We start from the raw sequence: 21,730 nt of genomic DNA on the forward strand, positions 1-21,730 counted from the left end.
TCGGTACTACACAAGCTCTGTCGCAAAGCGGTCAACGGATGGCGGATCAGGAAGCCGACCACGAGGTCTCCGGGAGGTCGCGGGCCAGGCCGTAGCCGCGGAAACGGTTGTGCCGCTGGGCGATCAAATCGGCACTCGGGCACGCCGCCAGCTCATTGACGGCTCGGCGCACCGCCCGCCGCAGCAGGGCCGCCGCGCCGACGGGATCGCGGTCGGCGCCACCGGCCGGTTCGGGGACGACGGCGTCGGCGATGCCGAGCTCGAGCAGCGCGGCCGCGTCCACCCGCAGGGCGGCGGCAGCACGGGGCGCGGCGGCCGGGTCCTTCCACAGGATGGCCGCACAGCCCTCGGGGCTGATCACCGAGTAGATCGCGTTCTCGCACACCAGGACCCGATCGGCCAGTGCCAGCGCGAGCGCGCCGCCGCTGCCGCCTTCCCCGGTGATCACGGTGACCACCGGCACGGGCAGTCCGGCCAGCAGCTTCAGCGATTCGGCGATGGCCACCGCCTGGCCCTGTTCCTCGGCCTCGATGCCGGGATAGGCGCCCGCCGTGTCCACCAGCGTGACGACGGGCCTGCCGAGCTTGGCGGCCAGGCGCAGCACCCGGGCAGCCTTGCGATAACCCGCGGGGGTGGGCATCCCGTAGTTGCGTTCGGTGAGTTCGGGTCCGGTGTGGCCCTTCTGGGTGCCGAGCACCACGACCGGCAGGCCGTCGAGGCGGGCCAGGCCCGCGATCATGGCGGGGCAGTCGGCCGACATGCGGTCGCCGTGCAGTTCGACGAAATCGTCGAAGGCACCGGCGAGATAGTCCAGGGTGGTGGGCCTGCCGAGCCTGCGGGCCGCGCGCACGCGATCCCAGGATTCGCCAACGGTGAGGGCGGCGGGGTCGGTGATCACGGCGTCGGCCTCGCCGGGCTCGGTGCGGTGCGGTGGTGGGGTGGTCATCGCGACCAGGCGGGCGAGCCGGGTACTCAGCGCCCAGCGATGGCAGATCATGTCGACGATGCCGTGCTCGAGCAGGAATTCCGCGGTCTGGAAGCCCTCGGGCAGGGTCTGGCCGATGGTCTGCTGGATCACCCGCGGGCCCGCGAAGCCCAGTCGCGCACCGGGTTCGGCGACGATGATGTCGGTGGCGGTGGCGAACGACGCCGCGACACCGCCGTAGGTGGGGTCGGTGATGATCGAGAGGGTCAGCACGCCCGCGTCGTCGAGGCGGCGCAGCGCCCGGCTGGTCTTGGCCATCTGCATGAGCGCGACGATGCCCTCCTGCATCCGCGCCCCACCGGATGCGGTCACGAGCACCAGCGGCGCCCGGTCCGCCAGCGCCGCTTCCGCCGCCGCGGTCACCGCCTCGCCGACGGCACTGCCGAGACTCCCGCCGAGGAAGCGGAAGTCCATGACCGCCAGCACGATCGGTGTGCCGTCGACGGTGCCGCGCACGCAGCGGATCGCGTCGGGCAGCTCGGTGCTCTCGCGCGCCTGGCTGATCCGTTCGGGGTAGGCGCGGGTGTCGGTGAAGCCGAGCGGGTCGGTGACGGTGGCCGCGGTGGCGATCGGCTCGGCCGAGTCCGCGTCGAGAAGCTGGTCGACGCGCTGGTCGGCGGTGAGCATGCCGTGGCCGTCGCATTCGGGGCACACCCGGCTCGCCCGCTCGTAGCGTTTACGGTAGATCATCGTGTCGCAGGCCGGGCACAGCATCCAGGCCGTTCCGGTGGTCGCGGTGGTGTCGACGACGGTCATCGGTCCTCCAGCGGACGTGGGACGTAACGGGCGCAGGCGGCGGGCAGCCGCACACCCGCGGTGCGCAGCTGGGCGACCCGGGTGAGATAGGCAGCGCCGAACAGGAGCTGGGCGGCGATCTCGGCGACGGCGCGGTTCTCCGGGGCGGCGAGATGGGTCCCGGCCGTCCAGGTGTTGAAGGCGCCCATCGCGGGGCCGCACCAGATCTGGTAGTCGGTGACCCGGTCGGCGTCGCCGCGGATGCTCCAGCCCGAGGACAGGCCGAGGTACCAGCGGAACACCAACGCCATCCTGGCTTTCGGGTCCCGCTCCGCGCCGGTCAGCTGGGCGGGGTCGCGCTCGGTGAAGTACCGGACGCACTCCTGCCACACCTCGTCGAGCGGCCTGCGGAACAGGGTGGCTTCCAGTTCGGCGCGCAGCGCGGTCGGCAGCGCGTCGAGCCCCGGGTAGGCGCGGTAGGTGTCGTAGAGCTTCTGCGCGCGGGCCGCGAACATCGTGCCCCGGCGCAGCACCTGCACCTGCACTCCGAGTTCGAACATGTCCGAGGAGGGCGACATGGCACAGTCGGCGAACTCGGCGCGCGCCAGCAGAGTCTTGGTGGCACCGCACTGCGCCGCCTCGACGGTCGACTGGTTGACCGACCCGGTCACCACGTAGGCCGCGCCGAGTCCGAAGGCGGCCGCGACGGCGTCGGGTGTGCCGAGCCCACCGGCGGCGCCGATCCGGACGCGGTCGGCGCCGGGCACCGTGGCGGCCAGGCGATCCCGGGCCGCGACCAGTTCCGGCAGCAGCACCGTCAGCGGCCTGCGGTCGGTGTGGCCGCCGGAGTCGGCTTCGGCGGTGATGTCGTCGGCCATCGGCACCTGTTCGGCGAGGCGGGCCTGCGCGGCGGTGATCCGGCCCGCCGCCACGAGCTCGCGCAGCAGCCGGGCCGGTGCCGGACGCAGGAACAGTTCGGCCACCTCGACCCGGGAGACCTTGGCGACCACCCGGTGCCCGATCTCGATATCGCCCCGCTGGTCGACGCGAAGGCCGAGGGCTCGATAGCGCACGACCTCGGCGGTCAGGTCCATGAACGCGGACGCCTCCACGCAGCGGACACCGTGCCGCAGGCACGAGTCGACGATCGCACGTTCCAAGGCGGGTTCGCTCGGACTGTGGATGAGGTTGCAGGCGAACGGCTTTGCGCTCAGGTCGGCGGCGAGCTCGCCCAGTGCCGCGTCGACCGTGGCCGGCGCGACGCCCGCGGCGCCGTAGGCGGCCAGGTAGCCGTGCCGCGCCATGGCTTTCACCAGAGCGGGTGAGGCGATGCCGTTGGCCATCGCGCCCGCGGCGTAGGCCGCGCGGACGCCGTGGGCTGTGCGGAACGCACTGTCGCCGAGCCGTTCCGGCGGAAGCGGCCCGACCGCGGCGAGCACCTCGGCACGCGCGGCGGCGGTCTGGTCCGCGGTGGCACCGACCTGTCCGTCGGCGCGGACGATCCAGACCGGCGAGTCCAGATCGAGCAGCAGGGCCGTGATGGCCTCGGTGGTGGTGGCGACCGCCACGGTGCGCATCGTGGTCATCACGCTCTCCGATCGACGAGTTCGACGGCCAGGTCGGTCACTTCGTAGATGCGCAGGCCCGGCTTCCACAGCGAGCCGTCCACCACCGCTGTCACCCCGTGTGGTCCGCGATGCAGCGCCTTGACGTGGGCTTCGAGTTCCACGGTGCCGTCGGTGGGCAGGAACTGACCGCGGTAGCGCCAGCTGAAGGGAATATCGGCCGGGATGCGGAACACCGGGTCGGCCATGCTCGCGGCGTGACCGGCGTCCAGCAGCCATTCCTGGACGGCGTGGATCACCGATTCGACGCCGAGTGAGCCGGGGATGACCGGGTCGAGGTGGAAGTGGCGGTCGAAGAACCAGTCGGCGGGGTCGATGGGCCGCAGCGAATGCAGGTATCCCGCACCGTGTTTGCCGCCGCCGTCGACCACGTCGACCTGGTCGATGAGGGCCAGTGTGCGGCGCGCGCACAGGGGTGCGTGCGGGTCGGCGCGGCGGGCGGCCACGTCGATCGTCCGGACTTCGGCCGTCGGGTTCTCGGCCAGCCAGGACGGTGCGGGGCGCCCGGCGTCGAGCCCGGTCTGGTTGGCGAGGGCCTCGTCGCTGAAGTAGCCGAACATGGTCTCGCCGGTGTAGAAGGGCGCGCCGTCGACGCTGAGCGTGTAGTCGAAGGTCTGCAGGGAGGAGCCGGGCAGGATCGTCGTCGACAGCAGCCGCGAGGACTGTTCTATGGTGCGGTCGCGCAGGTCGACCTGGCGCAGGACCGTCGCCGTGCCGCCGAGATTGCGCAGGCTGAGAGTTGTACCTGGCTGGGTCAGCGTAGGTCCCGCGTAGTAGCCCATGAGCAGGGCCGCCTGCAGCGAGGTCTCCATGTACACGAAATGCGGCATGGATTCGTTGGCGGTGTCGGCGTAGTACCAGGAGTCGGCGGGCGAGTCGTATTCGGTGGTGTACGCGGCGTGGTCGAGAGTGCCTCGCGCACCGTCGAATTCGCGTACCCGGTCGACCAGGAGCAGGCCGCCGGTGGGCAGTCGGGTCGCGCGGACGCCGGTGTACTCCGCGAACTCGTGGCCCATGGCGATCGCCTGGTCGCCGCGAGCGAGGTGGGTCATGTGGAATTCGTTGAGCAGCAGGCTCGGTACGGCCTGGCCGGGTCCGACGCCCGCGCCCGGCGCCTCGGTGACGGTGACCTCGACGGACAGACCGGGCTCCCCTGCGGAGAAGCTCGCCGTGCCCGTGACGTGCGGACGGGGTACGAGATCCAAGGCGCTCACGATGAGCTCCAAGGTGCGGTGGGCCGTGACGCGTCCGGCGACAGCAGAACCGGTCGAATAACCCTGGCCCACGGGAGGCGCAGGGAAGCTCGGCGGTCGAAGTGGCACGGTCGCCGTGGTCGATGTGCTCCCCGACAGGCACAGGTGCATGCCGGTGAACAGCGCGAACACCTCGGCGGCCTGGCGGGCGGCGACGTCGGGCGCGCCGTCGTACCGGGCGACGACCCGGCCGTCACCGGTACCGCCGTACAGCTCGATCGCCTCGATCGCGTCGAGTACCAACGGTTCTCCAGCGGCCAGGCGCGCCGCGACCTCGACTCCGTCGCGCCGGTAGCCCGGCCCGAACACCTCCGCGATCGCGCCCGCGGCCAGCGCCTCGAGGGCCGCGCGGTCCAACTCGGTGCGCGTGGTGCGAGCCAGTGGCTTGAACGCGCCCTCCCTGGCGGCAACGGACGCACGGGATGCTCGATCGCCGACCGGTGCTGTGACGCCGACCGGTGCCGTGCCACGGTGGCCGGGCACTGCCGCGCCGGGACCTGCCACGGCCCGTTGTGCGCCCGCGCGCGGGGCCGCGATCCCGGTGTCGGGTAGTTCGGCGCTGGTTTCGCCTGCGGACACCTCGCGGTTCGCGGGTGACTCGACAGCGGCACCGAATGCCCGAGCCTGATGCCCGCCGAGAACGGCGGTGGCGATTCTTGCGTCGTCGGCTGCGCCACCGGGTACACCGTGGAGCGCGAACGATGTCCCCTCACCGGCGGGAAACACAGCGGAATCCGCCGCACGCTGTTGACCCCGAACGGCGATGGAGTCCGTCGCACGGACGCCAACGCTGTTGCTGGGCAGGGGTGTTCCCACAGCCCGCGTCCACAGCGCACGCTGTAGGGCGACTTGCGCGGCGAGGGCGGCGCGGTGGGCGGTGACGACGCCGGTGCGGAGCTCGGCGATGGCGGCTCCAGGTGCGGCGGCGCTCGCCTCACTCGTCTCGGCGATCGCGGGCGCTCCCACATGTGTGGCACGGTCCCCTGCGGACTGGGCGTCATCCGGCGTCTGCCGAGTGAATTCCACTGCGCGCCCATCGGGCACAATCGCGTGCCCGGCGGGCTCCACTGCCGAGGCGGGGTCAGTCGTCCGGCTCGCGGATTCGGGGGCGGGCCGGTGGGGTGCGGAGTAGGGCGCCGGCCGGGCAGGTGCGGAGTCGGGCACCCACCGCGCGGGTACGGAGTCAGGCACCGACCGCGCGGGTACGGAGTCAGGCACCGACCGCGCGGGTACGGAGTCAGGCACCTCAGGCACCGACCGCGCGGGTGCGGAGTCGGGCGCTGGTCGGGCGGGTGGTGCGGTGTGCTGCGGCGCCGTCAGGGCGGGTTGGGCGGGGGGCGCGCCGATCGGGTCGAAGGCGATGCCGTCGAAGTCGAGGGCTGTCATCGGGTCCACTTCCTCACCGAGGTCTGGAACTTGTCCGTCAGGTCGGGCGTCGTGAGGACGGTGACGTCCGAGAAGCGTTGCAGCACCGTGCCATCGGTGGACAGTGCGGTGGCGTCGATGCGGGCTTCGAGGCTGCCCGCGCGTGGGTTGTCGACCACCAGGACGAAAGGTTCGGCGGTCGGGAGCGGGTGGTGGTAGTCGATGCGACCGACGCCCAGGGGCAGGCAGGCCGTACCGAGCAGCCGGTGGCCGAGGACGGGCGGGCCCTGCAGGATCAGGTCGGCGGCGACCGGGTCGTGCAGGTGGCCCGCGTAGGCGCCGACGGCGACGGGATCGGTGGGCAGGTGGCAGTCCAGGACGATCGCGCTGTCACTCTCGGCCCGGATCGCGCGCAGGCCCTGGAGCGCCGGACCGTGGAACTGGATGGCGTCCCGGTAGATCCGGTCTGCAGGGATGCCCGGTCCGGCGGGAATCGTTTGCCTGGCACCGCCGTCCGGGTTCGCGGCCAGCAGTAGGGTCGCCCGGAAGTGGGCGAGCTTGCCGTCGAAGACGGTGGCGCGCACCGCCGTACGGCCGTCGAGGTCGTCGATCGGGACGAGCTCGATCTCCAGCGCCGTGACCGGATGATCGAAGACGAGTCCCTTGAGCACCTGGTAGTCACGGACGCCGATCACGGTGCGGCCCGGCCTGGTTCGTTCGGCGAGGTGGATCATCGCGCCGAGGCCGAAGGTGGCGGGCAGCACGAGGTGGTCACCGATGCGGTGTGCCTCGATCACGGGTTCGTCGATCAGGCCCGCGATGTCGCGACGGGCCCGCACCGTGGCGGCCACGTGTTCGCCGGTCGACAAGGCGGTGGCGGCGCCGACCAGCAGGATCGGCTCGGACCGGCGGTCCGCGGTGAACTGGGTGGTGAAGGCGGCCGCGCCCGCGGCCGGGGCCAGCAGCGGGATGCCGCGCGCCCGGAAGTGCTCGCGCAGGTCGGCGGTAACCATGCCGCCGTCCCAGGCGCCCCAGTCGATCGCGGTGACGCGGTGCCCGGGGTGCCTGCGCTGCCAGCTCACCGCGAACCGGCACAGTGCCTCGTTGGCAGCGGCGTAATCCGCTTGGCCTGCATTGCCGAACAGACCGGCCACCGAGGTGAACAGGACCAGGTCCTTCGGTTCCCCCACCGCGGCAAGGACGGCGGCCAGAGCACCGAGCTTCGGACGCAACACGCGAGCGAGCGAGTCGGCGGTCTTGTCGGGAATCATCGAGTCGGCCAGGACCCCGGCGCCGTGGACGACACCGGTGATCCGGTCACGCCACGGCGCGACGGCCTCGGCGAGTGCCGTCGCGTCGGTGGCGTCGACGGCGAGGTAGTCGGCGCGGTCGCCGAGCGTCGCCAGGGTCGAGCGGATCTCGCGGACGGCGCGAATGTCGCCGCAGGCCCGCTCGATGTCTTTGGGCCGCAAACCGGTTCCCGCCAGCGCGCGCACCGCGGCGGGCTTGAGGTCGGTGTCGGGGACACCGGTCGCCCAGGCGGGCTCCTCACCGAGCGTGGTGCGGCCGAGCAACAGGAAGCGCGCCGCGCTGTGCCGGGCGAGCGCGAGGACGCAGGTGGCCGTCACTCCCCTGGCTCCGCCGGTCACCAGCAGCAGATCGTCCTCGGTGAGCAGCGTCGGCCCGAATCCCGTTGCGGTGCTGACGGTCTCGGTGACGACGGCGGGCTTGTGTCTGCTCGGCACCGGCGTGCGGCGCAGGCCCGAGGCGTCGACCCCGACCTCGATGGTGTCGATCGCGGCGTCGCACAGCTCCTCGAGCACGATCTGCGCCACCCGCGCCGGAGTCGCCGCCGGTGCGATGTCGAGCGCGCGGCAGAACAGTGTGGGTTCCTCGGCGGCAAGGGTTTTCACGACGCCGCCGAGCCCGCCGAGCAGGGCGTGGACCGGGTCGGCGTCCCCGCGCATACCTAGATGGCCGTCGAGCCGGGTGACCGTGACGAACCCGGCGCGTCCGGTCGCGCCGCGCAGGGCGGGCACCACGCGGCCGGTGACCAGGATCGTGTCGGTCAGGATCCGCTCCGCCTGCGCCCACTCCGTGGCGACACCCGCGACGACCACGCACAGGTCGGCGGCGCCGGTGTCGGCGCCGGGCTCGACCCGCCGCACCGTCCAACTGAGCGCGCGCAGCGCTTCCTCGATCGCCTCACCGTCGGTTTCGGCGGACTCGTCCAGGCACACCACCAGCGCCCGGCCTGCGGGCCGATACGGCTCGACCGCGAGGTCGACCGGGGCGAGCTCGACGAGTTCGACGACATGCCGCGGCGTTTCGGCCGCGGCCTCACCTTTTGGGTGGACATCACCCCCGGCCAGCTCGGCCACGATCTGATCCAGCGAGCGCAACGTGCCGAGTTGCTCGGGCCCGAGACTGGGCAGGGTCGGGAACCGTTCCTGCAATGCGCCGATCACCTGCACCCGCTTGATCGAATCGACACCGAGATCCGCCTCCAGATCCATTGCCGGATCGACCATCTCGACCGGGTATCCGGTTTTGTCGGCAACCACTTCCCGCAGCACCTGCCGCAGGGTATCGGCTGTGGGCGCGAGATCCGCGTCCACCGAGGCGACCTCGTCGGCGTCCGAGGCGGCGGCCGGGGCGGCGGAACCGCTCGCAGCGCCCGCCGCGGTCGGGCCGTCGTCGGCGAGCAGATCGGCGATCTGGTCGAGGGTGCGCAAGGTGCCCAACTGCTCGGGGCCCAGGCTCGGCAGCGACGGGAATCGTTCCTGCAGGGCGCCGATCACCTGCACCCGCTTGATCGAATCGACCCCGAGATCCGCCTCCAAATCCATTGCCGGATCGACCATCTCCACCGGGTATCCGGTTTTGTCGGCGACCACTTCCCGCAGCGCCTGCCGCAGGGTCTCGGCGGAGTGCGTGGGATCCGCGTCGGACGAGGCGACCTCGTCGGTGGCCACAGCCGAACCACCGGTCGGCGCGGCCGGGTCACCCGTCGCGGCGGAAGTGTCGGTCGCCGTGGTCGCCGAGTCGGTGGCGAGCAGATCGGCGATCTGGTCGAGGGTGCGTAACGTACCGAGCTGCTCGGGGCCGAGGCTCGGCAGCGACGGGAACCGCTCTTGGAGCGCGCCGATCACCTGCACCCGCTTGATCGAATCGACACCGAGATCGGCTTCCAGATCCATTGCCGGATCGACCATCTCGACCGGATAGCCGGTCTTGTCCGCGACGACTTCCCGCAGTGCCGCGCGGATCGCTTCGCCATTGAGCGCCTCCGCCCCCGCACCCTGCTCAGGATCGACGGTGGAGTGCTGAGCGTCGGAACCCGCTGTGCGAGCGGCTGTCTGCGCGGTTACCGATGGCGTCGCCGCGTGCTCCTCCGGGGCCACCGGTGCTGTTCCGGCTGCCTGCGGTGCGGTGTTGCTCGCACCGGTGACGCCCTGACCGGCCCGAGGACCCGTCGGGTAGGCGGTGCCGCTTTCGGCGGGAGTCACCGCCCCAGGCACGGTGTCCGTGGTGGCGGTACCGCTGGACAGCGGGGCCGGCTCGGGCAGGTGGCCGTTCGCCGGGGGCTGAGTGGACGCAGCGGTCAAGGCCTGAGTAGGCGCGGGGGCGTTCACCGCGTGCGGGGTGGTCCGGTAACTGGTCACCGAGTGCGAGCCGACGGCTCCCCTTTCGATCTCGGCCAGCTGGGCGAGCACTTCGCTTGCCCGCGAGTGACTTTCGCTGATGGCGACGCCGTGATCCTTCACGGCCTCGATGGCGCGCAGCAGGCGGTCGTCGATGGCACCGGTGCTCAGCACGCCCGCCAGCCCGCGGGCCAGGTCGAGCTGGCCGTCGAGGTACTGCCGGTGCGTGTCCAGATGCTGGACGAGTGCGGTATCGAGCGGATCGACGGGGATGGTCACGAGCTGTTCCTCCACAAGCGGGGGCACCGAGGGACGGCGCGAAAGTTCGGATACGGCAGGTGATTCGGAGATCGGGTACGACGGCGCGCCGGTCCGGGCGCCGACCACGGCGTGCGAATCCGCCGCGACCGAAGCCGGAACAGTCGCCGGCAGATCGGACAGGGTCGGGCCGCGACGCGGGGACGCGGTGGGTGAATCAACGAGTGCGGACACCGGTTCAGGGTCGGCGTGGGAGTGTGCTGCCGTATCGGCCGCGAGCTGGACGCGGTAGTCGCCCGACAACGCTTCGGCGTAGGCGGCGCGGCGGGCGGCGGGAACGTATTCGGGGGCTGAAAGGGTCACCGTCATCCGGTCGGCCGCCGGGGTGGTCGGCTCGGTGGCGGGGGCGGCGTAGCGGTTGATGCCCGACATCTCTACACCGAGGACGGCCAGCCGGACGGCCGCCCGCTTGAGCGCCACGTCTCCGTTGCCGATGGGTCCGGAATCGGTGGCGAAGGCGATCACGTCCTCGCCGAGGGTGCGCCGGACCAGCGAGGTCAGCACCTGTTTCGGACCGCACTCGACGAAGATCGTGCAGCCGTCGGCGTGCATGGCCCGCAGCGCATCGACGAACTCGACCGGCCGGCTCAGCTGCGCGGTCAGTGTCGCCCGGTTGGCGGCGACATCGGCGCCGTAGGACGCGCCCGCGGTGTCGGCGTAGACCCGCGCGTCGGGCTCGACGATGTCGACTTCCTCGACGGCGGCACCGAATTCGGTGACCGCGTGCGCCACATACGGGGTATGGAAGGCAGCCGCCACCGGCAGATCCCGGGTAGCCCAGCCCTTCTCGGCGCTGCGCGCGGTGAAGGCGGCGATGCCGTCGGGTCCACCTCCGACCACGATCTGGTCGGGTGCGTTGTGATTGCAGATCCACACGTCGTCGAGATCGGCGATCACCTCGGCGACCTCGTCACGGGCGGCGTTGACGGCCACCATCGTGCCTGCCTCCGCGTCGTCGGCGACCGTCATCGCCGCGCCACGCGCCCTGGCCAGACCGAAGAAGTCCTCGGTACTCAGCGCGCCGGAGGCCCACAGCGCGGTCAGCTCACCGAAGCTGTGGCCGAGATAACCGTGAGCCCTGAGCCCGAATTCGGTGAGCACCCGGAACTGCCCGGCCGCGAGCGCGCCGATGGCGGGCTGCGCGAATTCGGTACGGCGCAGAGCGGATTCCTGCTCGGTCCGGGTCTGCTCGGTGAACGCGGGCGGCGGGAACACCACCGCGCCGAGCCGCTGCTCGGCACCGACGAACGCGGCGTTGGCCTCGTCGAACGCCGCCCCGACGGGCGGATTGTTCAGCACGGTGTCCAGGCCCATGTCCACGTACTGGCTGCCCTGCCCCGCGAACAGCACGCCGACCTTCGGGTCCGGTACGGCGGCTGCACGGAAGTACACGCCTTCGGGGTGATCCCACTGCGCGGCATCGGGATTGCGCACCATTTCATCGACCGCCAGCGTCCGAAGATCGGCGGCGGTGTCCTCGTCGACCGAGACGAAGCCGATCCTGGCGTGCCCGGCCGGAATGTCACCACCGTCGGAGCCGGGGGTACTGCGCACGACGTCGATCAGCGCGGCGACATCGGGGGCGTGCCACAGGTGCGCACGCGGCACCTGGTGCAAGACCTGCCCGCGCGTCTGGTCGGCTTCCTCGAGGACGATGTGGAAGTTGGTGCCGCCGAAGCCCATCGCGGAGGCGGCCGCCCGGCGCACCGGGCGCTGCGGGTCACGCACCCAGGGGCGGGTCCTGGTGTTGACGTAGAAGGGCGTCCGGGTGGCGTCGATCTCGCTGTTGGGCGCGTCGACATTGATCGTCGAGGGCAGCACCTTCTGGTGCAGGGCCAGTGCCAGCTTCATCACCCCGGCCGTGCCCGCGGCGCCCTTGGTGTGCCCGATCTGGGACTTCACGCTGCCGAGCGCCGCGAAACCGGTCTCCGAACTGGCCTCGGCGAGCAGCCCTTTCAGCGCGGTCAGCTCGGTCTTGTCGCCGACGGCGGTGCCGGTCGCGTGCGCCTCGATCAGCTCGACATCGGCGGGTGAGCATTCCGCGTCGGCGTAGGCGCGGTCCAGCGCGACCCGCTGCCCCTCCGCACGCGGTGCGTAGATGCTCTTGGAGCGGCCGTCGCTGGAGGAGCCGAGGCCGCGGATCACCGCGTAGATCCGGTTGCCGTCGCGGCGCGCGTCGGCGAGGCGGCGCAGGGCGAGCATGGTGATGCCCTCGCCGAGCAGGGTGCCGTCGGCCTCGGCGGAGAACGGGCTGATCCGGCCGGTCGGCGAGAGCGCGCCGACCTTGCTGAAGCACAGGTAGATGAAGATCGAGTTCTCGGTGTCGACGCCGCCGGTGATCATCATGTCGGCGCGCCCGTCCTGCAGTTCGGCGATCGCGGTCCGGATAGCGGCCAGCGAGGCCGCGCAGGCCGCGTCGACGGTGCAGTTCATGCCACCGAGCCCGAGCCGGTTGGCCACCCGGCCCGCCACCACATTGGCGAGCAGGCCGGGGAAGGAGTTCTCCTCCCAGGGCGCGAACGCGGCGACGAACCGGCGTGAGATCTCGCCGACGTCGCTCTCGGACAGTCCCATCGACCGCCCCGCCTCCGCAAGCACGGGCGTCGACAGGCGCGCGGCGAGCGGATGCATCAGCGGCACCGGGCCGGTGGTGCCGAGCACCACGCCGGTGCGCGCGGGGTCGTACCACTGCGAACCGGTCGCGCCGGCATCGGCCAGCAGGTCACGGGCCACCCCGAGGCTCAGGGTCTGCATGGTGCTGGTGACCTCGAGCTGGTTCGGCGGCAGCCCGAACTCGAGCGGATCGAACGCGACATCGGGCAGGAAAGCGCCACGGCGCGAATAGGTCTTGTCCGGCGCCGAACGGTCGGCGTCGTAGTAGTCGTCCAAGCTCCAGCGCGACGCGGGCACCTCGGAGGTGCAGTCGACGCCGTCGATGATGTTCTGCCAGTACTCGCGGTGGGTGTGTGCCTTGGGCAGCAGACCCGACATCCCGACAATGGCGATCGGGTCGCGTGCCAGGCGTCGTTCGACGGTCACGAAAGGGTTCCTCTCAGGCGGCGACGGTGGTGGCGGTGGCCGAGGCGATCAGTTCGGCCGCGGCGGCGGCGAACAGGCGGTGGCCCACCGGACTCGGGTGCAGACCGTCGGCGGTCCACACCTCGGGCCGGGCCCATTCGGGCCTGGCGGCGATGTCGAGAAGCAGGGTGCCGGTGTCGTCGGTGACCCGGGCGAGGACATCGTTGGCGGCGGTGAAACGCTCGCGCAGCAGGGCGCGGAAACCGTCCGGCACGGGCAGGCGGGCGGGGATGTCGGGGTAACTCGCGGTGAACACGGTGGCATCTTCGGCCCGCAAGGTGGTGAAGATGGTGTGCAGGTTGTCGGCGAAACGAGCCTCGTCGTATGCGCTGACCAGGTCGTTCACGCCGACAACCACGCCGTAGAGGCCGGCCCGCGCCGCCGAGGTCGCCGGTGCGAGCTGGCTCGCGACGACATCGCCGGTGGTGGCGCCGTGCGTGCCGAAGTTGCGAATCGTGGTTGGCCGCAATCCGAGCTGACCGCCGAGGCGGGCGACCCAGCCCCGATAGCCACCCGTCGCGGCGGGGTCGCCACGGCCCTCCACGAAGCTGTCTCCGAGCGCCGTCAGGCCGGCCGCGATCACGCCGACACCCCGGTATTCACCACGTGCCGGTCGGCGACCGGGAAGTCCACTTCCTCGTAGAGTGCGGTGAGCTCGGCCTCACCGAAGAACTTGTCCGGCGGGTACAGCCCGGCGATCAGCCCGAAGAACTTCTTGGAGTAGTGCTCGCTGCGGCTGGCCGCGCGGAACACCGAGTCGTAGTAGGGGGTGAGGGTGAGCTCGGAGATCGACTGGGTGAGCTCGTAGGTGCTGGCGCTCTGGGCGTCGCGCTCACGCTGGTACTCCGGCAGCGTCTCCTCGAAGGACCGTGCACCCGAGAGGCTTTCGTGCACCAGGTCGGCCAGCAGCTGGCCGTACTTGAAGGCGTCGGTGATGCCCCAGCCGGTGAACGGGTCCTTGTGGTAGCCCGCGTCGCCGACCAGCGCCCAGCCGGGACCGAAGGACTGGCGACGGTAGTTGTCGGGGTAGAGCATCGGCCGGAACGGCTCGACGCGCTTGCCGGTCTCGCGCAACCGCGCGCCGATCTCCGGGTCGATCTGCTCGACGATCTCCTGCACCCCGGCATCGGGATCGGCGCGGAAGTCTCGGAACCGGTCGCGCTTGCGCATGACCGCCACCAGGGCCAGGCCGTCGTTGGTCGGCCAGGATGCGAACTGCTGCTCACCGAACCCGGTGCGATGGTGCATGCCCCAGTCCACGCCCTCGTAGTACGAGTAGTAGACGAAGCAGGCCGCGGGCGAACCCTCGTAGGTGGCCGCACCGACCTCTTTGGCGACAAGGGAGTTCGAACCATCAGCGCCGACGACCAGTTTCGCGCGGAACTCCTGCTCGGGACCCTCGCCGACGCGGCCGCGGATACCGGCGACCCGGTCACCGTCGCGCAGCAGACCGGTGACGGTGAAGCCCTCGATCACCTCGGCGCCGGACTCCCCCGCCGCGTCGACCAGGATCTTGTCGAGCACGGTGCGGCGCGGGCAGTACACGGCGTCGATGCCGTCGGCCGACGGATCGGCCATGCCCGGGATCTCGATGTCGGTGTAGGTGAAGTTCAGGTGCCGGATCGGCGGGCAGCCGGTGGCCACCACGGCGTCGAGCAGACCCCAGGACTTCAGAAAGCCGAGACCGGCCTGGTGGATGTAGTGCGTGGACGGGGTGTCGCTGGGAAAACTCGCGCGATCCACGGCGAGCACGCGGTGGCCCTGACGGGCCAGCAACATGGCCAGGGGCGAACCCGCGACCCGGGTTCCGACGACGATGACGTCATACATGATGTGATCACTTTCGGTGGTCGAATTCCGATTTCGAGTCTGTCGCCGGTGGAATACGGAAACCACTGGGGGCACCGCAATTCATCGGCCGATCGGTCCCGGCTATCGTCGGCGGGACAGGTGGGAGAATTTCGTGTCGCGTTACCCGCGTGACACGTAGAGCTGATCTATTTCGGCGGAACAGGTTTCGGCGATCGCGGCCCGGCGCAATTTCAACGACGAGGTGAGCAGGCCGGCGTCGACGGTGAAATCGCCGTCGATGATGCGGAATGCGCGAATGGATTCCGGTCGCGACACCAGGGAATTCGCCTCGTCCACGGCGGCCTGGATCGTCTCGGCGGGATCGCCGTCGGGATGCTCGGCACGCCACTTCGCGTACCGCTCGGCGTCGAGGGTGATCAGCGCCGTCACGAACGGGCGCCCGTCACCGACGACCATGCAGTTGCTCACCAGCGGGTGCAGCCGCACCCGGTCCTCGAGCGGGGTCGGCGCCACGTTCTTGCCGCCGGAGGTCACCAGGATCTCCTTCTTGCGCCCGGTGATCCGCAGGTGCCCGTCGTCGAGTTCGCCGATGTCGCCGGTGTGCAGCCAGCCGTCGGCGTCGACGGGCCGCTGGTCGGCGGCCGCGCCCCAGTAGCCGGGCGAGACGTGCGGGCCGCGGACGAGGACTTCGCCGTCGGCACCGATGCCGACTTCGGTGCCCGGGATGGGACGGCCAACGGTGCCGAGCCGGTTGGTGGACGGTGCGCTCACGGTGACCGCGGTGGCCGCCTCGGTGAGGCCGTAGCAGTTCAGGATCACCACACCGAACCCGGCGTAGAAGCCGACGGTGGTGTCGTCGAGGGAGGCGCCGCCGGAGATCACATAGCGCAGCCGCCCGCCGAACGCGGCCGTGACGGCGTCGTCGGTGGCGGTGGGCGCGGCGCCCTCGGCCAGGAGCCTCAGACCACGCTCGACAGCCTCGGCCTCCTGCCCTTCGGTGAGCAGCCCGCGGACGTGTTTGCGAATCTTCTCCAGCGCGTACGGAATCAGGGCGAGGAAGGTCGGGCGCAGCGTCGCCAGCGCCGGGACCAGGTCGGGCACGCCGGGCAGCAGATGGGTCCGGCTGCCGCCGTACAGGCAGGCGAACAGGATCGTCTGGCCGAAGACGTGGGAGAGCGGCAGCGCAAGCACCGTCGTGCCGTCGAAGATGCCCTCGGTCTGGCGCGCGGTGTTCGCGGCGGTGACATACATGTTGCGGTGGCTGATCATGCAGCCCTTGGCCAGGCCGGTAGTGCCGCTGGTGTAAACGATCATCGCGAGATCGGCGGCGCCCACCGCGGCGACCCGCGAGTCGAGGTCGGCGTGCTCGGCGGACTCGGTCCATGACCCGATCTCGGCGAACGACCACACCGCGCCGCCCGCGCCGGCGTCGGTCAGACGGGTTGCGTCGTCGGCGGTCTCGGCCGCGTGGAACCGGCTTCCGCTGTCGCTCAGGATGTGTGCGATCTGCGCCGGCGAAGAGGTCGGATACACCGGCACGATCACCGCGCCGACAGCCATGGCCGCGCAGTCGAGCAGCGCCCATTCCAGGCTCGTGCGGCCGAGCACGGCCACCCGGTCCCCCGCCACGACCCCCCGGTCGAGCAGGGCCGAGGCGAGCCCGCGGACCCGGGTGTCGAGTTCGCCGGTGGTCAGCTGGGTGCCGTCGGCGGCACCCAGCGAAAGACGGGCCGGATCACGCCGTGCCGCGTCGGAAACAATCGCGTACAGACTGGACGAATCAGCCGGAACGAATCCGTTCGCGGTGGCAGACACTGTATTCACGAATCGAATTCTTCACGGCGCCGACCATTCCCGTCGCTGCCGCACTCGCTGTTCCTACCGCGCGAAAGTCATGTCCTATCGACGGGTTCAGGCCGACAATGCGCGGACATCATCGAGTTGTGCCGATTCGACGCATTCCAGGAACAACGCGACCGCGGGATTCGGTTCGTCGGCCCGCCAGACGGCGTGCAAATCCAGGGTCGGTACCGGATCGAACAATTTCACCGCCACCGAACTACTGCCCGGCACCCCCATTCCCATCGAAATCGCGCGCGGCAGCGAGGCGAACCCGACGAGTGGTCGCACCGAGACCATGTGCGCGGTCGCGCCGGGGTCGTCGGCCGAATGCGTGACATTGAGCGAGATCCGGGTTTCGGCCGCCGACCGAAGGATGGTGTCGTACATCGCCGGACACTGTTCGCGGGCGAACAGCACGCAATCCTGACTCTGTAGTTCCGCGAACGGGACACCGGGCCGGTCGGCCCACCTATGTCGGCGGCCGACTACCGCGACGAGCGGAACCCGGTGCAGCAGGCGGCGATAGCGGAAATCGGCGGTACTGGGATGCCCGTAGACCAGGGCCACATCGAGAGAACCGTCGGCGAGGGCGGCCAGCTGGGGGCCGGTCCGCTTCTCCCACAGCGACACCACGATGTCGGGGTGCCGTTCGGTCATCCTGGTGAGTGCCTCCGGCAGCACATGCCTGCTGGCGGGCAGGTTGTAGCCGATGCTGAGGCTGCCCGCCCTGCCCTCGGCGGTGGCCTTGGCCGCCTGAGCGGCGCGGTCGAGCTGAGCGACGATCAGGCGGGCCTGGCTTTCGAACTCGCGCCCAGCGGGGGTCAGCCGGACCTCGTGGGAGTTCCGGGCGACGAGCTGGACGCCGAGGGATTTCTCCAGCTTCTGCAGCTGGGCACTGAGACTTGGTTGGGTCAGATGGAGGCGCTGCGCTGCGCGACCGAAATGCAACTCTTCGGCGATGGCGATAAACGAAACGAGATGTCGGAATTCCATGACGCCGGCTCCTTCCGAGTACCACCACGCTATCGAGGCCGGATAACCGGTGATGAATAGCGGTCGCCGCGCGCATTGCCGGTCGGTGAACCTGGCCGCGCCTCTTCCTATGGCACCGCGTTCGCGGCGTTCATCACCGCCTCGAGCGACGCTGCGACGGGCGAGGCGCCGAGGCCGAATGCCCATCCGGTCCTGCCCCCGGCTCGATATTCGACGTAGCTCACAGCGGTGCCGTCAGCCGCGGCGTGCTGGGTGAGGCCGAGGATCTCGATGGAGTCGGCGGTCTCGCCGAGGGCAGTGGTCAGGGCATCGACCGGGCTCGCCTCGTGGGTCGAGTGGTGCTCGGTGCCGTGTGCGCCCAGGACGATTTCGGTGGTTCCGTCGACGAACTCCCACTGTACCAACGTGATTCGACGCTCGACGGCGGTGTAGCTCTGCTCGAACAGGGCGCGGAGTTCTTCGGCGCTGATCTCCGCGCCGGTGTCGTCGGCGTATTCCTGCACCCGCTGCGCGAAGTCGATCTGCAGGCGGCGCGGCAGCTCGAGACCGTATTCGGTGTGCAACAGGTAGGCGATACCGCCCTTGCCCGACTGTGAGTTGACCCGGATCACGGCATCGTAGGAGCGGCCCAGGTCGGTGGGGTCGATCGGCAGATACGGCACCCGCCATTCCGCTTCGCGCTCGTGCACGCCGAGGGACGCTGCCCGCTCACGATGCTCGGCCATGCCTTTGCCGATCGCATCCTGATGGGTACCGGAAAACGCCGTGTGTACAAGATCGCCCACGTACGGGTGCCGTTCGTGGACGGGCAGACGCGTGCAGTACTCGACGGTGCGGCGGATCTCGTCGATATCGGAGAAGTCGATCATCGGGTCGACCCCTTGGGCGTGCAGGTTCAGCGCCAGGGTGGCGATATCGACATTCCCGGTGCGCTCACCATTGCCGAAGACGCAGCCCTCCACCCGTTGGGCACCGGCCAGTACGGCCAGTTCGGCGCAGGCGACGCCGGTCCCCCGATCGTTGTGCGGGTGCACCGACAGGATCACCGCGTCCCGCCGGGCGAGATTGCGGTGCATGTATTCGATCTGGTCGGCGTAGACGTTCGGCGTGGCCACCTCCACGGTCGCAGGCAGATTCAGCGTGACGGGGCGCTGTGGGGTCGCCTCCCACAACTCGGTGACGGCGTCGCAGATCTCGAGTGCGAAATCCGGTTCGGTCAGGTTGAACACTTCCGGCGAGAACTGAAACCGGACATTCGGCAGCTCGCCGGCCAGTTCCAGGACATCGCGGGCGCCGGTGACGATCAGCTCGCGCAGCTGCTTCCTGTCCTTGCCGAGAACCACCTCGCGCCAGACCGGCGCCGTGGCCGTGTACAGGTGGATGATCACGTCGTTGGTGATGCCGCGGACCGACTCCACGGTCCGTGCGATCAGGTCGCGACGCGCCGGGGTGAACACGACCAAGGCCACATCCGGCGGCGCGATGGGGCACTCGGCCAGCAGGCGAACGAAGTCGAAGTCGGTTTGCGACGCGGACGGATAGCCGACCTCGATCTCCTTGTAGCCCATGGTGACCAGGAGTTCGAAGAACCGGCGCTTACGCGCCGGATCCATCGGTTCGGCCAGTGCCTGGTTGCCGTCGCGCAGGTCGACCGGGACCCAGAGTGGCGCGGTGGTGATCCGTGCGCTCGGCCAGTCACGGTGTCCGGCAGGCACCTTCACGCGACGGTGGACATCTCGATATCGATACGACGGCATCGCGGAGTGACGTTGCCGGTTCCAGGCGGGCGCACCATCGGCGAGAGATCCCGAAGGGGTTGTCAGGGTGGGGAATTCGGTCATGACTTGCTCTACTTCCCGGCCATCACGGGCCGAAGACGACGGAGACCGGCCACGACGGAGCCCCACGGCGGGGCGGCCGGTCGTCAGGCCCCGCCGTGGCGGCCGAGGAGGAGCGCGGTGTAGGTCATGATGGGTACACTTCTACCACAACTCCTCAGACAAGTAGAGAGGTCCTCGGGTGATACCGCAGGTAAGGCGCCAGCCGCTGGCGGCACAAGCGGCCGAACTGCTGCTCGCGCGGATCCGGGCGGGCGAGTGGCCCTTGGGGCATCGATTACCGGGCGAGACCTTGCTCGCCGCGCAATTGGGGGTCGGCCGGTCGACCGTGCGTGAGGCGATCCGGGAACTCGCGGGCAAAGGCGTGCTCGACAGCAGGCAGGGCGCCGGTGTGTTCGTCACCGCGCTCGACGTCACCGAGGACTGGGATGTGGTGCTGCGTAGCGCCACCATCGTCGCGGTGATCGAGGCCCGCATCGCCATCGAGGCGGAGGCCGCGGCCCTCGCCGCCCAACGACGGACACCAGCCGACCTGCGAGCAATCCGGCGAGCCCTGGCGCAACGCCGCGTCGAAGGTCGGCCCGTCGCCGATCACGTCGATGCCGACATGGCCTTCCACCGTGCGGTCGTCGTCGCCGCGCACAACGATGTCCTCACACAGCTTTTCGACAGCCTTCTTCCGCGTCTGCGTCTGGCCATGATCGACATGCTCGAGCTTCGCCCGGTCCGCTCCGAGCAGGACGACCAGCACGCACACGAGCAACTCGCGCAGGCGATCGCGGATCGAACACCAACTGCCGCAGCGGAATTCAGCCGCACGCACCTTTCCGCCCTGAAGGAGGCCTTCACATGACCGCCAGCCCAGTGATCGAACTGGACGATGTGACCTTCCGCCGGGACGGCAAGAAGATCATCAACGGGATCTCGCTGACGGTGCGCGCCGGACAGCACTGGGCGCTCCTGGGGCCCAACGGTGCGGGCAAGAGCACGCTGCTGGGATTCTGCGGGGCTGTCACCTTTCCGACGACGGGGATCGTGCGGGTGCTCGGGGAGCAGTTCGGGCGGGTCGAGTTGGCTCGGCTGCGGCGCTCGATCGGGCATGTGAACCCGCGGCATCGGCTGCCGCACGCCCTCTCGGTGCGTGAGGTTGTACTCACCGGCATCACGGGCACGATCGACACCCCGATGCGTTGGTCACCGAGTTCCGGCGACCTGGCCCGAGCCGAGCAGATCATCGACACTCTCGGTCTGTCCGGCCAGGCCGACGACCTCTGGCCCACCCTTTCCCAGGGTGAGCGCGGCCGCACTCTCATCGCCCGGGCCCTGATCAGCGACCCTCGGGTCCTGCTCCTGGACGAACCGTCCACCGGCCTCGACCTGGCCGCCCGTGAACAACTGCTCACCACCCTGGACAGCCTCGATCGAACCCACCCCGAAGTCGCCTCGATCCTGGTCACCCATCACCTAGAGGAACTGCCGAGCACCACCACCCACGCCCTGCTCATCGCCGACGGCCACACCGTCGCCGCAGGCCCGGCCACCGATGTCATCACCACCGACCACGTCTCGACGGCCTTCGCCCACCCGATCGAAGTCCGCTACGACGGACGCTGGAGCGCCCGCGCCCGCTGAGCGCCGATGACAGTCTCTCCGTGATCGGCTACCGCGCCGGCATCGGCAGGCCAATCGCAGTACTGCCCCTTCTGGTTCCAGTTCAGGCCACTCGGACAGCTGTGCACGGTCGGAACGTTGTTCGAGCAATCCACGTACTTCGTCACGTCTCCGGGATAAGGGAAGAGCCCGTCGGGTTCGGGGCAGCTGAAGGCGGCGATCTCGAATCCGGTGTCCTCCGCGAGAGCAGACGACGCGGCAACGAGTGTGAGGGCGGTACCGAGAACAAGTCCGGCTGTCGGCACAGCGAGAACACGGGCGAATCGCACGGTCGTCTCCTTCAGGTTCTTTTCGAGGCGATCAGGACGTCGTCGGCTACCTGTGGCTGTGCTATCGCATCCCGCTGCCGACAGGGTCAATGCGCATTCGAGACACGCGAGCAGGGCGAACCTAACCGAGTGACCGTGAAACCAGAACACGACACGCGACGCCGAGACGGGCCCGGAATCCGCGATGCCCGTTGGGTTTCTGCCAGGCAGCGCTGATCAATGCCCGTGGCCCGGCTCGCGGCTCGCGGACCCGAGCGAGCATAAGGACCCACCCGGCGGCCGGTCATAGACTGATCGCATAA

12 protein-coding genes are annotated in these 21,730 nt (G+C 70.1%); 2 read left to right on the forward strand and 10 right to left on the reverse strand.

Annotated features, from left to right (window positions below; all coding sequences use genetic code 11):
* Positions 1-46: 46 nt before the first annotated feature.
* From accD to AB0F86_RS10780, 9 genes are all read right to left on the reverse strand, one after another.
* Positions 47-1,741, reverse strand: coding sequence for an acetyl-CoA carboxylase, carboxyltransferase subunit beta (gene accD / locus AB0F86_RS10740; RefSeq protein WP_356983483.1), 1,695 nt, complete (start codon positions 1,739-1,741; stop codon positions 47-49).
* Entirely contained in the window at positions 1,738-3,306 is a 1,569-nt protein-coding gene (locus AB0F86_RS10745) for a PfaD family polyunsaturated fatty acid/polyketide biosynthesis protein (protein WP_356983485.1), read from the reverse strand. The genes accD and AB0F86_RS10745 overlap by 4 nt, the downstream gene beginning before the upstream one ends.
* The gene (locus AB0F86_RS10750; protein ID WP_356983487.1) at positions 3,306-5,564 is read right to left on the reverse strand and encodes a beta-ketoacyl synthase; all 2,259 of its coding nucleotides are present in this window, start codon (positions 5,562-5,564) and stop codon (positions 3,306-3,308) included. The genes AB0F86_RS10745 and AB0F86_RS10750 overlap by 1 nt, the downstream gene beginning before the upstream one ends.
* Before the next feature lie 416 nt (positions 5,565-5,980).
* Positions 5,981-12,964 (reverse strand): beta-ketoacyl synthase N-terminal-like domain-containing protein, encoded by a 6,984-nt coding sequence (locus AB0F86_RS10755; RefSeq protein WP_356983489.1) that lies wholly within the window; start codon positions 12,962-12,964, stop codon positions 5,981-5,983.
* A gap of 13 nt (positions 12,965-12,977) precedes the next feature.
* The gene (locus AB0F86_RS10760; protein WP_356983491.1) at positions 12,978-13,586 is read right to left on the reverse strand and encodes an SGNH/GDSL hydrolase family protein; all 609 of its coding nucleotides are present in this window, start codon (positions 13,584-13,586) and stop codon (positions 12,978-12,980) included.
* Positions 13,583-14,833: an NAD(P)/FAD-dependent oxidoreductase gene (locus AB0F86_RS10765; RefSeq protein WP_356983492.1), complete on the reverse strand. Its 1,251-nt coding sequence runs from the start codon at positions 14,831-14,833 to the stop codon at positions 13,583-13,585. Before AB0F86_RS10765 ends, AB0F86_RS10760 begins: the two co-directional genes overlap by 4 nt.
* A 141-nt stretch (positions 14,834-14,974) precedes the next feature.
* Positions 14,975-16,639, reverse strand: coding sequence for an AMP-dependent synthetase/ligase (locus AB0F86_RS10770; protein ID WP_356983494.1), 1,665 nt, complete (start codon positions 16,637-16,639; stop codon positions 14,975-14,977).
* 87 nt (positions 16,640-16,726) lie between these two features.
* Complete coding sequence (locus AB0F86_RS10775) at positions 16,727-17,650, reverse strand: LysR substrate-binding domain-containing protein (protein ID WP_356983496.1); 924 nt, start codon at positions 17,648-17,650, stop codon at positions 16,727-16,729.
* Between the two features lie 107 nt (positions 17,651-17,757).
* Complete coding sequence (locus AB0F86_RS10780; protein ID WP_356983498.1) at positions 17,758-19,491, reverse strand: 2-isopropylmalate synthase; 1,734 nt, start codon at positions 19,489-19,491, stop codon at positions 17,758-17,760.
* A 178-nt stretch (positions 19,492-19,669) separates the two neighbouring features.
* On the opposite strand from AB0F86_RS10780, the gene AB0F86_RS10785 reads away from it, so the two are divergent.
* Together AB0F86_RS10785 and AB0F86_RS10790 are read left to right on the forward strand one after the other, a co-directional pair.
* Positions 19,670-20,341: an FCD domain-containing protein gene (locus tag AB0F86_RS10785; RefSeq protein ID WP_225279400.1), complete on the forward strand. Its 672-nt coding sequence runs from the start codon at positions 19,670-19,672 to the stop codon at positions 20,339-20,341.
* Positions 20,338-21,120: an ATP-binding cassette domain-containing protein gene (locus AB0F86_RS10790; protein ID WP_356983499.1), complete on the forward strand. Its 783-nt coding sequence runs from the start codon at positions 20,338-20,340 to the stop codon at positions 21,118-21,120. Before AB0F86_RS10785 ends, AB0F86_RS10790 begins: the two co-directional genes overlap by 4 nt.
* Here AB0F86_RS10790 and AB0F86_RS10795 read toward each other — a convergent pair.
* On the reverse strand, positions 21,087-21,428 hold the full coding sequence (locus AB0F86_RS10795; protein ID WP_356983500.1) for a carbohydrate-binding module family 14 protein: 342 nt from the start codon (positions 21,426-21,428) through the stop codon (positions 21,087-21,089). The genes AB0F86_RS10790 and AB0F86_RS10795 overlap by 34 nt on opposite strands.
* Positions 21,429-21,730: the final 302 nt, after the last annotated feature.

It is taken from the genome of Nocardia sp. NPDC023733 (genome assembly GCF_040639775.1).
Classification (GTDB): Bacteria; Actinomycetota; Actinomycetes; order Mycobacteriales; family Mycobacteriaceae; genus Nocardia; species Nocardia rosealba.

Excerpts from the sequence above, each read along its gene's own strand:
- AB0F86_RS10775 (WP_356983496.1), bottom strand. The coding sequence starts at position 17,650 with ATGGAATTCCGACATCTCGTTTCGTTTATCGCCATCGCCGAAGAGTTG.
- AB0F86_RS10745 (WP_356983485.1), bottom strand. The coding sequence starts at position 3,306 with ATGACCACGATGCGCACCGTGGCGGTCGCCACCACCACCGAGGCCATC.
- accD (WP_356983483.1), bottom strand. The coding sequence starts at position 1,741 with ATGACCGTCGTCGACACCACCGCGACCACCGGAACGGCCTGGATGCTG.
- AB0F86_RS10780 (WP_356983498.1), bottom strand. The coding sequence starts at position 19,491 with ATGACCGAATTCCCCACCCTGACAACCCCTTCGGGATCTCTCGCCGAT.
- AB0F86_RS10790 (WP_356983499.1), top strand. The coding sequence starts at position 20,338 with ATGACCGCCAGCCCAGTGATCGAACTGGACGATGTGACCTTCCGCCGG.
- AB0F86_RS10765 (WP_356983492.1), bottom strand. The coding sequence starts at position 14,833 with ATGTATGACGTCATCGTCGTCGGAACCCGGGTCGCGGGTTCGCCCCTG.